The organism is Pseudomonas sp. A125, assembly GCF_055409485.1.
On sequence record NZ_JBUZVP010000001.1, the window covers coordinates 586,388 to 600,352 of the forward strand.

At 54.1% G+C, this 13,965-nt stretch carries 14 protein-coding genes and 1 tRNA gene; 6 read left to right on the top strand and 9 right to left on the bottom strand.

Annotation, left to right across the window (positions count from 1 at the left end; all coding sequences use genetic code 11):
* Position 1: 1 nt before the first annotated feature.
* Both ACZRN6_RS02675 and ACZRN6_RS02680 read right to left on the bottom strand, forming a co-directional pair.
* Positions 2-568: a hypothetical protein gene (locus ACZRN6_RS02675; RefSeq protein WP_464007142.1), complete on the bottom strand. Its 567-nt coding sequence runs from the start codon at positions 566-568 to the stop codon at positions 2-4.
* A gap of 174 nt (positions 569-742) precedes the next feature.
* The gene (locus ACZRN6_RS02680; protein WP_322143752.1) at positions 743-1,891 is read right to left on the bottom strand and encodes a hypothetical protein; all 1,149 of its coding nucleotides are present in this window, start codon (positions 1,889-1,891) and stop codon (positions 743-745) included.
* Positions 1,892-2,488: 597 nt separating this feature from the next.
* On the opposite strand from ACZRN6_RS02680, the gene ACZRN6_RS02685 reads away from it, so the two are divergent.
* The 4 genes from ACZRN6_RS02685 (at position 2,489) to ACZRN6_RS02700 (ending at position 6,304) form a co-directional block, all read left to right on the top strand.
* The gene (locus tag ACZRN6_RS02685; protein WP_322143751.1) at positions 2,489-2,842 is read left to right on the top strand and encodes a YkgJ family cysteine cluster protein; all 354 of its coding nucleotides are present in this window, start codon (positions 2,489-2,491) and stop codon (positions 2,840-2,842) included.
* A 1-nt stretch (position 2,843) separates the two neighbouring features.
* Positions 2,844-3,776, top strand: a complete 933-nt coding sequence (locus tag ACZRN6_RS02690; protein WP_153336589.1) for a hypothetical protein — start codon at positions 2,844-2,846, stop codon at positions 3,774-3,776.
* A 3-nt stretch (positions 3,777-3,779) separates the two neighbouring features.
* Positions 3,780-4,190, top strand: coding sequence for a hypothetical protein (locus ACZRN6_RS02695; RefSeq protein WP_322143749.1), 411 nt, complete (start codon positions 3,780-3,782; stop codon positions 4,188-4,190).
* 539 nt (positions 4,191-4,729) lie between these two features.
* Positions 4,730-6,304, top strand: coding sequence for a protein kinase domain-containing protein (locus ACZRN6_RS02700; RefSeq protein WP_464007143.1), 1,575 nt, complete (start codon positions 4,730-4,732; stop codon positions 6,302-6,304).
* A 1,126-nt stretch (positions 6,305-7,430) separates the two neighbouring features.
* Here ACZRN6_RS02700 and ACZRN6_RS02705 read toward each other — a convergent pair.
* The 5 genes from ACZRN6_RS02705 to dapA form a co-directional block, all read right to left on the bottom strand.
* A tRNA-Ser gene (locus ACZRN6_RS02705) sits at positions 7,431-7,520 on the bottom strand.
* An 83-nt stretch (positions 7,521-7,603) separates the two neighbouring features.
* Positions 7,604-8,317 (bottom strand): phosphoribosylaminoimidazolesuccinocarboxamide synthase, encoded by a 714-nt coding sequence (purC, locus tag ACZRN6_RS02710; protein ID WP_003211975.1) that lies wholly within the window; start codon positions 8,315-8,317, stop codon positions 7,604-7,606.
* Between the two features lie 28 nt (positions 8,318-8,345).
* Positions 8,346-9,104, bottom strand: a complete 759-nt coding sequence (locus ACZRN6_RS02715; RefSeq protein WP_322143743.1) for an MBL fold metallo-hydrolase — start codon at positions 9,102-9,104, stop codon at positions 8,346-8,348.
* Positions 9,105-9,108: 4 nt separating this feature from the next.
* On the bottom strand, positions 9,109-10,224 hold the full coding sequence (gene bamC / locus ACZRN6_RS02720; RefSeq protein WP_322143742.1) for an outer membrane protein assembly factor BamC: 1,116 nt from the start codon (positions 10,222-10,224) through the stop codon (positions 9,109-9,111).
* Between the two features lie 17 nt (positions 10,225-10,241).
* Positions 10,242-11,120, bottom strand: a complete 879-nt coding sequence (gene dapA, locus ACZRN6_RS02725; protein ID WP_322143741.1) for a 4-hydroxy-tetrahydrodipicolinate synthase — start codon at positions 11,118-11,120, stop codon at positions 10,242-10,244.
* Positions 11,121-11,381: 261 nt separating this feature from the next.
* Here dapA and ACZRN6_RS02730 point away from each other — a divergent pair, with 261 nt between their 5' ends.
* Positions 11,382-11,942, top strand: coding sequence for a glycine cleavage system transcriptional repressor (locus ACZRN6_RS02730; RefSeq protein WP_003172487.1), 561 nt, complete (start codon positions 11,382-11,384; stop codon positions 11,940-11,942).
* Between the two features lie 10 nt (positions 11,943-11,952).
* A complete protein-coding gene (locus ACZRN6_RS02735) occupies positions 11,953-12,426 on the top strand; it encodes a peroxiredoxin (protein ID WP_322143740.1) in 474 nt (157 codons plus the stop codon).
* A 132-nt stretch (positions 12,427-12,558) separates the two neighbouring features.
* On the opposite strand, the gene ACZRN6_RS02740 is transcribed toward ACZRN6_RS02735, so the two are convergent.
* Positions 12,559-13,629: an AI-2E family transporter gene (locus ACZRN6_RS02740; RefSeq protein WP_003211986.1), complete on the bottom strand. Its 1,071-nt coding sequence runs from the start codon at positions 13,627-13,629 to the stop codon at positions 12,559-12,561.
* A 40-nt stretch (positions 13,630-13,669) separates the two neighbouring features.
* Complete coding sequence (locus ACZRN6_RS02745) at positions 13,670-13,909, bottom strand: sulfurtransferase TusA family protein (RefSeq protein ID WP_322143739.1); 240 nt, start codon at positions 13,907-13,909, stop codon at positions 13,670-13,672.
* Positions 13,910-13,965 lie beyond the last annotated feature (56 nt).

Here is a 13,965-nt window from a genome sequence, read left to right on the forward strand (position 1 = left end):
CTCACTGTTTCCCCAGAATCGGATTCAGTATTTTTCGTAGTTCAGACTCGATTAACCCAACCCCGAAGTAAGATGTCGGCGGCGCCTCGAAACTCTGATAACTATATGTAATTTCCACATCACGAATTAAGTGCGGTCTTGCCCGAAGCTTAAGTGCATACGTTCCGGACTCCAAGAGCGATTCGACGTGATTTTTGAGTCGATCAGCTATCGACTCTCGCTTCCCTAAATAAAATGGAATCGGTTTGCCTGCTGCCAATGCCGCTAAGTGATGCTTCACCCGACTCGGGTAATAACGAGGGATTTTTCCGTCATGCGCTTTGGCCCGTATTGCTCCCCATCGCTCACCAAATTCGCCAAGTTCCGCTGCTGTGGAAAACTTAAATTTCGCTTCGAAGTAATAAATCCCAGGCTTTTGAGGCAGGACAGGAAGCTCATCATCCTCACCGAGATCAAGCGTTTTTTGGGTTTCTCGCAAGCGTTGGGCAAGTGCAGTAATTGGCGCATGTTCAGTCAGTTTTGAATGAGCACTTACCAGTTGCTTCAAAGCCGCTTCAAGTCTTTCCAAAGGTCACTCCCAAGTTCTGAGCACAAAGAGGCACCCAAGAGTGCGTGTTCATGGTGGTGTCCTCCATGTTGCTGGAGGGTAAGGGTGTATCAGTCTCAGTGCGCCGTTGCCGCTATTCGTCCCGTAGCTACCGGTCACAGATCCGGCATATTCCATTGCAAATCAAAGCTTACGTCAGCGCATGACAAGTGCATGCAAGGTATGGAACAGGTGCTCGAGAATTTTTCCAGCGGATGCATCTGTGTCAGGCTTCGAGGAGGCGGTCGTGAACGGCCTGTACCCCGGGTAAAACGTATCCTGCAAGCTCAGCGCTTGCACTTTCTGTAATCGCGTGGGCATGCAGGGTGCGGTGCTGGAAAGCACCAGGCAAAGGATCGCCGCCTCTCGCAATGCCCCCCTCGGCCGACCGTCATTCGATCTGGCCAATGCCTCAAACAACTTATGCAGGAAGCAAGACAGGTGAAACAGTTCGTCTTCGTCCAACTCAAGCACGTGGCGCCAGGAGACTTTGACGTGACAATTGAAGCGGTGCCGTTTGTCGATTTCGGGTAGAGCCCGTCCCAGAAAAAGACACTCGCTGGCTGCCACCAGCACATCAGGCTGTACGTCCTCGACGACAAAGGCAAAGCCCTCCAGTAGATGTGCTTCATCAGGATCTGCCGGGTTGTGATGCAACATCACCGATGGCAAAACAGGCTCTTTGGATGACGCGTCACACAACTCGGCCTTGATAAAAAAGCCGAGTGCGGCCAAGCCGTTCAGTGCCCGCAGAATGATCTCGACCAGTTGCTGACGGTAATCCCGGTTGAGTTGGCCTTGATGGTCGAAGATGTGACCGTCAACTTCCTTGATCTCCCACAGGATGTTATGCAGATAACCGGTTGTTTCGTGATACCAGTATTTCAACCTCCGCGCGTCCTCGCCAACCGGCTCCATCAATGCCAAAGGAGGTTTGGTTTGCCTCAGTTCCTGCAATTCACCTTGCAACCGTATGACTTCCTGCTCGGACGCCTTGAGCCTAGCTTGAAACTGCCGGTCGCGAGACTTGAGGCTGGCGGCGAGGTCCTGCCCCACCGCGAGCTTGCCCAGTCGGATTTGCCCCGGAACTGGATTATCAAAACGCGCAACCGGAAGCCGCTCGCCCGGCCCCAGTAGCTGGTCACACCAGTGAGCGAAGGTCAGGTCCTTCGACGCGATCGCAGACAAGCGGCCCTTCAGGGCACGGTCAAGCACCACCTCTTCCACGTTGGTAAAGTCTGCCAATACACCATATTTGCTCAGAACACTCAGTTGAGCTGCCTTTGCCTTGCTCTCTAAACCCACAGTCGCTCTCCCTGCCTCAACGCTGTCTACCGACAAATCGTCGAGAGCATGCCAGCAGGCTTGGCAAACTGCCAACATCGCGTGAGCTGGGTGTATTGGCCGATTAACTCTGCCATCCGTACTGGAAGATCTGAATAGGGTTGAGTTGGCTGCTGAACGACAAACCTCTTATCACTCGCCACTGGATAAGTCGGACGCGACGCACTGACTTGGTCATCGAGCCCCCCCCCTGGACTCCAGATTCCAATTGCCTTGCGAGTCTTCTGGCGGTTAGCGCCCGGACCCACGACTAAATACTCGCCTTCACCGACACCATGAAATTACGCGGATTCCCATAGTATTTGCCAAACGTCTCAATGCCGATAGTCGAGTAATAGCGCTTACCGGCGAGCGTCAGCGTCTGTCCATCTGCCGCCTATCATCGCGGGAAGCTGCCGGCCAGAAGCGGTCTTTCAGTCCTACTAATGAATGCTGCCCCTCCATCTCGCTTGCGTGCAAGATTCATTAAAGCTTTTCAGCAAATGGCAGATACCGTATGACAGGCATGATGGCCGTCAATGCGTTATCACAGCTACAGTCGTCGGAAGAGGATGAGCCATGGGCGAAGGACCGCAACCAGTACAAACGCTTGTCGTGCAACACGCATCAAGCACTTCAATTGTATTTACTTGTACAAAATGTGGGCTGTGCTGCAAAAACCTAGATAAATCTATGGTTTATGCACATTTGGACCGCGGTGATGGTACTTGTATAAATTTTGACAGCCACAGTCATATTTGCAAAATCTATAGTAGCCGCCCATTGATCTGTCGAGTGGACGACTTTTATGAACAAAATCTGTCCGCGCACGTAAGCAAAAACGAATACATAGCGGCCAACTTTCAAGCATGTGCAGATGCACAGCAAGCACACAGAATCGACAATTCTCCTACACATAAAGAGGGATCTTAAAATGCCACTTCCGTTTATTTTATGGGGTGCTGCTGCTGCTTTGGCGGCAACGGGTGTATTCAAAGGCGTTGAGGCATCCAACAACTTTGATAAAGCCAAAGGCATCGGCGAAGATGCAGAGCTTGAATTTAAAAAGGCATCTAAAGTACTTGACGGTGCACGCGAGGAGACCCAAGCCGCGCTGGCGGCACTCGGCAAGTTAAAAATTCATACATTTAGCCATCAAATTAAATACCTCGTTGAAGCGTTCAAGAAGCGAAAAGACACTAAGAGTACCCTGAAAGGGTTCAATGAAAACTTTACCGTCGAGGAATTGAAGTCTTATGAAAAGCTGGTGCTGAACTCTCTGGAAATTGAGAGAGGCCTTGCATCGGGAGCGGGCGGCGGAGCGTTGGCGGCTATTGGGGCCTATGGTTCAGTAGGGGCATTAGCCAGCGCCTCCACAGGCGCGGCTATTTCCGGGCTTTCTGGCGCAGCGGCCACTAATGCCACCTTGGCTTGGCTTGGCGGAGGCGCATTGAGCGCCGGCGGCTTTGGAATGGCCGGAGGCATGATCGCCTTAGGCGGAATTGTGCTTGGCCCAGCGCTCGCTATCGGCGGGTTCATGATGGCAAGCAAGGCTGAAGAAGCATTGACTAAAGCTCATGATTACCAAGCCAAAGTCGAAACCGCCATTGCTGAGATGGAGGTGTTGAAAACTGCACTTAAGGCTATAAGAACGAATGCGGCCGAGATGGCCAAAACCATTAACGAGATCGTAGCGCGCTTCGAGCTGATCAAAGTAAAAGACGACAGCGATCCCAGCGCATTCGAGAAGATGGTGGTGCTTGGTACAGGGCTTAAACAAGTACTTGATATACCAATCATCACGCCAGACGGTTCGGCGGCAAAAAATATCAAAAGCACTATTTCCGGAATTTTGTCCTTGAGCTAAAACATGAAAAAGCACATCCAAACTATCATTCAGAAAGCGCCCACCATTCCGTTGCAAGCGGCCCAGTCTTCCCTTGAGGAGCTAATGTCAGCTTGGCTGGAATACAAAAAGGTTGCCGAAGTTGAAGGCACCAAAAGAGCAGCTATATCCGCATTCAAAGATGTAAAACTAGAACAGATCGGTGCCCAAAGAGTTATTCTGGAGCAGTACCTGGCTAAAACCTTCGAAGAGCGAGCGACAACGATTCATAATTTCTTCGAAGTACTCGACAAGGGCATTCAAACTGGCGATAGCACTTTGATAAGCGGTGCAATCGGCGCCATTGTCGACATTTCCAAGCAATCTCCACTTGCTGGGGCGCGCGAGCTTATCGGTGCCTTTTACGATCCAGATATCAAGACGATCGAGATTTAGGCTCTCTACGACACAACTGGCGGTAGCCGCGGCCGTAAGGCCGCGTAACCGGCGCCTCATTATGACGGGGGACCTAAGTAGCATCGATTTATCCGGGTGTGACCCTGTGACCGGCTGCTTTCGGCCCCGAGTGTGTAAAAACGTTTCGCCAAAATTGAAGTGTGCACGTCTACGTTAAATCTAAAATTTATCGGCACGTCAGCAGATGTGGATTTCGCGTAGAAGCGCGATTTACAGTCCGGTTTTGAGTACCTGTCGCGCTCAAAAACGTTTTTACACAGCCTCGGCCAAAAGCGGTCAGTCGTTGGAGTTGACGAAAACAGAGGCAATTCAAGTTACGGGTTGGAAATGGTATTCGGCGCTCGCCAGGCGAAGCCAGGGTCGGAGGCCCGCAGTGGTACTGTTAAAATATTGTGGCCTATTTCTACTTCAAAGGTGCTGCTGACTGATGTTCACTCCGCCATCGCTGTGCTCTCTATTACGGAAAATTGATTTCCAAGCAACCCAGCCAACTACTAACTTTAATAAGGATGCGTCGTATGGATATGGACAAACACTTGCAAGAATTTCTAGAGGCGTGCTTGTTTAGAGGGAAAATAGTTGATCGCCGTGAAGGGCGAGGTGGGTTGATTTATATTGTAGATCAAGAAAATAGCTTTCCGAACCGAGTGGCATATAAAACCATCAAAGAATTCGAAAACAACACCGCTGAACGAGTTAATGGCTTTATTCGCGAAGCGCACAACTGGGTGGATTTTTCCGGTCATTACTCCATAATCACGCCGCACTTTATAAAGTTTTATAACGGGGTACCTTTGGTATGTATGCCATGCTGTGACGGGGATCTTCGTGACTTAATAGAGTTAAAGCCTGATCTCGTCGCCGTCATAAATATTGGTCTCCAAATAGTAAAAGGGATGATCGTTGCGAATAGTCGCGGAATGGAATACCACCAAGATATAAAGCCTGAAAATATTCTTTATTCAGATTTGAGCAAAAAACTTCGTGACTTCCCTCCGTCACATATCGATCCTTCTGTGAGGTATTCGGTAAAAATTGCTGATTTCGGTGTGGCTAATGCATGGTTCGATGATCACTTAGGCGGCACTAATTCATACAAAGCGCCTGAGCAGTATGTAGTGGACAAGACGAAAGCGTTCGCCCCTGATGTTTTTGCGGTGGGGATAGTTATTGCAGAACTGTATCAAGGCTATCACCCAGCAGTGCAATCTTCGACGATTGACCCTGGAAAAACATGGAAGGGTTCCAAGTTGAAAAAGTGGGCTGGCAGCGATATCAGAAACTTCTCTGAACCCCAGTCGCCAGCAGCTGAAGCTCTAATAAAACTTTTAGGTGACATGCTCTCCGCTGAACCAAGTGCGCGCCCTACATTCTCTAGATGTTACGAAAGACTGGCAGAGTTGCTGGAAACGCTCAGTCCAATAACACTCAATCAAATGGAATTGCTATTTGATTATTATGACTGCAATGCAAACCATCAAAGCCTAGAGTCGGACCTGCATGGACAGTTAAAGCTCTTGGTTATTCCTAGCAAAAGGCAATTTGTGAAGGATAAACTAGCGAGAGACTTGAGTTTTTGTCTCGGTACGGATTCGGAAGACTTAGAAAACTTTCTTGAGATTCATCATAGAGCGAAAGCATTGCAGCAAGCATGCAGAGGGGATATTGATAGCGCTCAGAGAGCACTTCTTATTGAGGCTTCCAGAAAGGTTGTGTTATTTGTGCTTTCATCCTGCGAACTAATTACCTCGTTTAATCTTTGGTCGACTCCTGCATTCAAAGAATCGCCCCCCGAAAAAATAGGTAGTGACTTGGAAGCGAGGTCGGAAATACTTTGCACAAATATTGAGCGCCTTATTTATTTAAAATCATACGACCAAGAACTAAAAGGACAAGTTGAGTCTGGCGGCAGTGAAATTAAAGCATGCCTTTTAATGAATGAGGCGTCGAATGAGTGGATTGCGAATAGGTGGAGCAATGCCCGAGCGCTGCTAGGCCGGGCCCTTCAGTTGGCTACATCTGAGCCGGAGTTGGATGTGCTTTATAAGAACTGGCTATCCGTGGAAAAACTTCATTCTGAACCGGACGCATAGCGCCTTAAATTACATTTCTTAAATTCACTGGTCGAATAGATGAAAGCAAGGATCAGCGCTCGCCGATTCTTGTGGCAACCAATCTCATCGTGGTACACCACGACAAGATCAATGGTGTGTAACGTTCATCTACGTAGCCCATTGAGAGTGGCCGCAGTGGTTCAGCATGAAGGCCGATTCACTCATGCATTCGTAGACTCTCCGAATGACAGCTTTTGTCCGATTGTGTTGAAAAAGTCGGCTTTCCCGAAACACTCGAATATTGATGGATGAAAACACCTCAGTTGCACGCGGCTACGTGAACTCCGAGTCCTGAACGTTCTGCCGAAAATTCAGATTTCAATCTCAGGCGCGTACTTTTCTCGCGCAGAATTCGAAGCCGACTTTTTCAACAGAATCGGCCGGTTTCAGTCCTTCGCGACAGGCAGAAAGCGGCGAAATTCGGTCATCAACTATCAGATAGCTGGAGTCTTCGGCTAAAGCTGCTCTGAAATCCATCTGCCCCGGAGCACTGCGTCCAGCATTATTGTTGCGACACTAATGACCATTTTCTCAACTGCCACGGACCCGCATTTGGTTCTAAAGAGCCAACCCCTCGAGCCTTGGCTGTAAAGTAATGCTGAGTCAGCAACTCTAGACGTACTACCTGACCAACTGATACATAGGATGGCTTTTTGAGATTATCGTAAACAGGAAGGCAGTCGGGATGCGTGAAAACGAGACTCACGACTAGCGACAAGCCTAGCGTCATCGGCACCCCAGAGAAACACATAGAAAGCAGAAGAAGTGCGGGTTTAAACATCATGCGCCTCCGCTGGCTTCATTCTGTGTAAGCAAGTCGCGATAGCAGCCGAGTGTAATAGGAGAGCCCATGGTACGGTTTTGAAACAATACCGACACTGGTAGCTCGGCTGCATGACCTCTTTCAGCGCACCGCCACTCATCAGCGTGCAGTCACCGAACCAGCCTTGACGAATGGTAGCTATGAAAATCAGGCACATTCTTACAGACGAAAAAAAGCCCGATCACGGGATCGGGCTTTTTACTTAGTGGGATCATTGTGGGATCACCACTAAATTCGTTCCCTTCTCAAAAGTCTGAAAAATATCAAACCCTCAATAAATAATGGCGGAGAGATAGGGATTCGAACCCTAGGTACCGGTGAAGGTACAACGGATTTCGAATCCGTCCCATTCGGCCACTCTGGCATCTCTCCAACGGCGCGCATCATAACATCCTGTTTCCTGGAAGCAAAGCGCCAAAGCGATTTTTTTCCGTGCTATCAGATGCTTGCGTCGATTACAGCGGTACGCCAAGACGGTTGGCGACTTCTTCGTAGGCTTCGATGACGTCACCGAGGCCCTGACGGAAGCGGTCTTTGTCCATCTTCTTGCGAGTGTCTTTGTCCCACAGGCGGCAGCCATCCGGGCTGAATTCGTCACCCAGGACGATGGAGCCGTCGTGGAACACGCCGAATTCAAGTTTGAAGTCCACCAGCAGCAGGCCGGCGTCGTCGAACAGTTTGCTCAGGACGTCGTTGACCTTCAGCGACAGCTCCTTCATGCGAGCCAATTGTTCAGCGGTGCCCCAACCGAATGCCACTACGTGGGATTCGTTGATGAACGGGTCACCCTTGGCGTCGTCTTTCAGGAACAGTTCGAAGGTGTAGGGATTGAGCTTGAGGCCCTCCTCCACGCCCAAACGCTTCACCAGGCTGCCGGCCGCGTAGTTACGCACGACGCACTCGACCGGGATCATGTCGAGTTTTTTCACCAGGCATTCGTTGTCGCCCAGCAGTTTGTCGAATTGGGTCGGAATGCCGGCCGCTTCGAGTTTCTGCATGATGAAGGCGTTGAACTTGTTGTTCACCATGCCTTTGCGGTCGAGCTGTTCGATGCGCTTGCCGTCGAACGCCGAGGTGTCGTTGCGAAACAGCAGGATCAGGCGGTTGGCGTCGTCGGTCTTGTACACCGATTTGGCTTTGCCGCGGTAGAGTTCTTCACGTTTTTCCATGATGGGCTCCGCTTGCTAAGTAGGTGGGCTAGGCGATATGTCGCCAGTCGAGCCCTGAATCTTGATCGGCCAGTTGCAGCCAGTCCGGGTCGCACCCAAGGGTGTCGACAAAACATTGCCGGGCAAGCGTCGGCAGGTTGTTCTTGCTGCTCAGGTGGGCCAGGACCAGGTGTTGCAGGTCTTGCCAGCCCAACTCATACACCAGGTACGCCGCCTGGTGGTTGTTCAAATGCCCAAACTGCCCGCCGACCCGCTGCTTGAGAAAGGCCGGGTAGTGGCCACGCGCAAGCAGGTCGCGGCAGTGGTTTGACTCGATCATCAATGCATCGAGGTCGCGATAGCCCTCCAGTACCTTGGCGCAGTAGGAGCCCAGGTCAGTGAGCAGGCCGAAGCGCCGCTCACCATCACTGAATACGTATTGCGTCGGTTCCTGGGCATCGTGGGCCACTTCAATCACATCGATGCTCAAGGCACCGATCTGCAATTGCTCGCCACCAGCGAGCAACCCTGCGGGTTCAATCGGTTTGCGCATCCCGCGCAAGGTACCGCGACTGAGGTACACCGGAAGATTGTAGCGCCGAGACAGCAAACCCACGCCATGCACGTGGTCGGCATGTTCGTGGGTCACCAGAATCGCGCTCAGTTGCGCGGGGTGAACCCCCAGGCGCAGCAGGCGTCGCTCGGTTTCCCGCAGGGAGAAACCACAATCCACCAGGACGTACGTGTCGTCATGGGCTACAAGCGTGCCGTTCCCTTGGCTACCGCTGCCGAGAACGGCAAAACGCATCGGATCAGCCCAGGTTGTCCTGAATCACGCCCAACACTTTACGCGCCACTTCTGCCGGCGCCACGGTGTTGATGTTTTTCTCGACGGTGACTTGCACGCTGTCGCCAACCTTGCTCAAACGAACCTGATAGCGATCGGCGCGAGTTTCGACCTCTTCCTTGGTCGGCGTGCTGCCGAACAGCTTGCTGAAGAAACCTGGCTCTTCGTCTTTCTTCTCGGCTTTTTCGGCCAAGTTGATGTAGTACAGGCCCAGGCTGCGGTTGATGTCTTCAACGCGCCATTCGCCGTGCTCCAGCGCGCGGCCGACACTCGACCAGGCGCGGTCCAGGTCTTCACCCAGGTTGAGCACCACGTTGCCGCTGCCGTCTTCGCTGAGGCTGACACGGCTCGGTGTATCAAAGCTACCGGCGGCGAGCAGGGAGACGGAGCCGCCCTTCTCGGAGATACGGCTCATGCTGGCGAGCATTTCGTCAACCAGGGCAGCGTCCACACCGGTGTTGACCGAACGCGGGGTGAAGTCGACGTTGGCGGTGCTGCCGGCAGGGCGCTCGGCGCTCACCACATAGACTTCACTGGTATTGCGTTGCACGCCTGGCTCGATACGCACGCGGATGCGGGCTTCGCTGTCATTGGCTACGCCGCCGGCCTGCAGGCGCTTGGCCATGGATGCCGACAGTTCGCTGGTGTGCTGCCACGCGGTGGTGAACTCACCGGTCTGCGGGCGTTGCTCGTCGATGCGAAAACCATTGTCCTGGAAGAACTGCACGGCCACCGGCCAGACTTCGGCAGGTGGGCGCTGGGCCATGACCCAACGGGTATCGCCGCTCTTCTGCAGGCTGTAGTCGCTGGCATCGGCCACGGCCGACAGCGGCTGTGGACGCGGTACTTGGTATTCACCCTTGAAGGTGTCGTCGGCCACGTTGCGCGGAATCGGCAGCAACGGGTCAAGGCGCTTGGCGACATTGACGTCCGACGGCAATTTCATCGGGGCGGTTTGTTGGGCTTCCAGGTAATCGCTACCGCGGTCGCGGAAGTAGCCTTCCGGGCCCCAGATCCAACCGCAGCCACTGGTGCTGGAGATAATCAAGGCAAGTGCGGAAAGTCCGGCCAATCGCTTCATGCGTAGTGCTTCCTCAATTAAACCAGGACGCCGGACTGGCGCAGGGCCTGTCGCAGCGGTTCGTGACAGGCTTCGCTGAGCCAGGTGAGCGGCAGACGGATACCGTCCGGCATCAGGCCCATCTCATGCAGCGCCCATTTCACGGGGATAGGGTTGGATTCGATAAACAGGGTTTTGTTGAGCGGTGCCAGTTGTTCGTGGATCGCCCGGGCCTTGACCGCATCACCGGCAATGGCAGCGGCGCACAGCTCGCTCATGGCGCGCGGTGCGACGTTGGCCGTTACCGAGATATTGCCTTTGCCGCCCAGCAGGATCAGTTCGACCGCAGTGGCGTCGTCACCGGAATACACCAGGAAGTCGCTGCTGACGCCGGCCAGGATGTCCTTGGCGCGTTGCAGGTCACCGGTGGCTTCCTTGATGCCGATGATGTTCGGCACGGTGGACAGGCGGATCACGGTCTCGGCCTTCATGTCGCAGGCGGTGCGACCGGGCACGTTGTAGAGAATCTGCGGGATGTCGACGGCTTCGGCGATGGTGCGAAAGTGCAGGTACAGGCCTTCCTGGGTCGGCTTGTTGTAGTACGGCGTCACCAGCAGGCAGGCATCGGCGCCGGCTTTCTTGGCGTTCCTGGTCAATTCGATCGCTTCGCGGGTCGAATTGGCGCCCGTGCCGGCGATGACAGCAATACGCCCTGCCACGCGCTTGACCACGAACTCGATCACTTCGATGTGTTCTTCCACATCAAGTGTGGCCGATTCACCTGTGGTGCCGACCGCCACGATGGCATTGGTGCCCTCTTGCAGGTGGAAGTCCACCAGTTTGCCCAGGCTGTCCCAGTCGAGATTACCTTGTGCATCCATGGGTGTGACCAGTGCCACCATACTGCCCGCAATCATGCAACCGCTCCTGCCGGAAAAAGAGAGCGGTAATGGTACTGGCGCCAAGATGCTTGTACAAGCGAAGTACCGCCTGAGGATGCGTTCTGGATCAACTTAGTTCGCAGCAACGCCATCATTGGGCCAAAGCGGGGTTTGATGACGCTGTTTACGTAATGAAAACGCCACCTCCTAGCCCTTGGCGATGGTTTTCGCTACCCTTCATGCTTTGATTGATACTGCTTTCATCGTATCGACCGCTCATCGCTTTAGGAAGGCTGCATGTCCACCCCCACAGTCCGCGAACAATTCCTTGTCATCAGTGCCCTCGGCGCCAACCCCATGGAGCTGACTAACGTCCTGTGCCGCGCCAGCCATGAAAACCGCTGCGCCGTCGTGACCTCCCGCCTGACCCGCCACGGCGAGTGCAGTGCGCTGGTCCTGCAGATTTCCGGAACCTGGGATGCCCTGGCCCGCCTTGAAACCGGCTTGCCGGGTTTGGCCAAGAAGCACGACTTCACCGTCAATGTGGTGCGCAGTGCGGCCCTGGAGAACCGTCCCCAGGCCCTGCCTTACGTGGCCTATGTCAGCTCGGCCTACCGCTCGGACATCGTCAACGAGCTGTGCCAGTTCTTTATCGACCACAATGTCGAGCTGGAAAACCTGACCTGCGACACGTATCAGGCCCCGCAGACCGGCGGCACGATGCTCAACGCTACCTTTACCGTGACCTTGCCGGCCGGCGTGCAGATCAGTTGGCTGCGTGACCAGTTCCTGGATTTCGCCGATGCCCTGAACCTCGACGCACTGATCGAGCCATGGCGCCCACAGAACCCAATGTAAGGAAGCCTTCATGGCTGTAGTCATCGACACACCCGTAGCCGACTTCGAAGCCCAGGCCACCAGCGGGCAGACCTTCAGCCTCGCCGGGCTCAAGGGCAAGCAAGTGGTGCTCTATTTCTATCCGAAAGACAGCACCCCGGGCTGCACCACCCAAGGCCAGGGCTTTCGTGACCAGCACGCAGCGTTCAAGGCAGCCAACACCGAGGTGTTTGGTGTGTCCCGCGACAGCCTGAAGTCCCACGAGAACTTCAAGGCCAAGCAGCAATTCCCCTTTGAGCTGATCAGCGACAAGGACGAAGCGGTTTGCCAGCTGTTTGATGTGATCAAGCTGAAGAAGCTGTATGGCAAGGAATACCTGGGCGTTGATCGCAGCACCTTTCTGATCGACAAAAATGGCGTGCTGCGCCAGGAATGGCGTGGCGTGAAAGTGCCAGGCCATGTGGATGCAGTGCTGGAAGCGGCGCAGGCGCTGAACAAGGCTTGATTCACTTGCGGGCCTTGGAATAGCTATCGCAGGCAAGCCAGCTCCCACATGTGATCATTGTTCGACAGGGCAACTCAGTCAATGTGGGAGCCGGGCTTGCCCGCGATAAGGCCTGCACCGGCACCACAAATATCAGAGTAACGGCGCTACAACAGGCTCCTGCCGGGGCCAGGCATCCAGTACTGCCTTGAACAGCGTCGCCAGGGGAATTGCAAAGAACACCCCCCAAAAGCCCCACAACCCGCCAAACAACAACACCGCACAGATGATCGCCACCGGATGCAGGTTCACCGCCTCGGAGAACAGCAGCGGCACCAGCACGTTACCGTCCAGCACCTGGATGATGCCGTACACCGCCATCAGGTAGATGAACTGGTCACTCCAGCCCCACTGGAACAGCGCGATCAACATCACCGGCACCGTCACCACCACCGCGCCGACATACGGCACCACCACTGAAACACCGACCAGCAGCGCCAACAAGGCCGCGTAGTTCAGCCCCAGTGCCACAAAGCCGATGTAGGTCACGCCACCGCAGATAAAGATCTCGATGACCTTGCCGCGAATGTAGTTGGCAATCTGCCGGTTCATTTCCTCGGCAACCCGGGTAATCAGCGCCCGCTCACGCGGCAGGTAGCCACGCACCCAACGACCGATCATCTCGCGGTCCTTGAGGAAGAAAAACACCAGGATCGGCACCAGCACCAGGTAGATCATGATGTTGACCAGCAGCGGCAAACTCGAAAGGGAAAAGGTCAGCGCCCATTGCCCGAACTTTCCGATTTCACCGCGCGCCACTTCAATGGCCTGCAGTACTTGCTCATCCGACACCAGGTGCGGATAACGCTCGGGCAACAGCAGCAACAGCGATTGCCACTTGGCGAGCATGCCCGGTAGTTCATTGAACAAGGTGATCAACTGATGCCACAGCAGCGGCACCACGATCACGATGAACACCAACAAAAGGCCCATGAACAAGGCAAACACCAGGCCCACCGCCGCCCCTCCTGGCAAACGCAAACGCTCCAGAATGGAAACCAGGCCTTGCATCAAGTACGCCAGCACCATCCCCGCCAATACCGGCGCGAGCATACCGCCCAGGGTGAGCACGGCCGTAAAGGCCAGAAACAGCAGGACGGCCAGCACCACGGCTTCTTCGTCGGAGAAGTAGCGCTGAATCCAGTCACGTAACACTTTGAACATCAATAAACCTCAGGCGATAAGTACAGCATATTCAAGCGATTCAGGCCTTGCGCAACCAGTAACGATACACACCGGCATCATCTTCTTCATGCAGCAGGGTGTGGCCGGCCAGCTTGGCAAACGTACGGAAATCCCGCTGGGAGCCTGCGTCCGTGGCGATCACCTTGAGCACCGCGCCGCTGGCCAGTCGATTGAGTTCCAGCTTGGCCTTGAGCAATGGCAGCGGGCAGTTAAGGCCACTGGCATCCAGTTCGGCATCGAAGGCTACAGCGTCGGTCATGGTTTTGCTCCGGGTGGGCGTCGGGGGCGCTTAGAATATCTGGTCCGAAGCTCAGT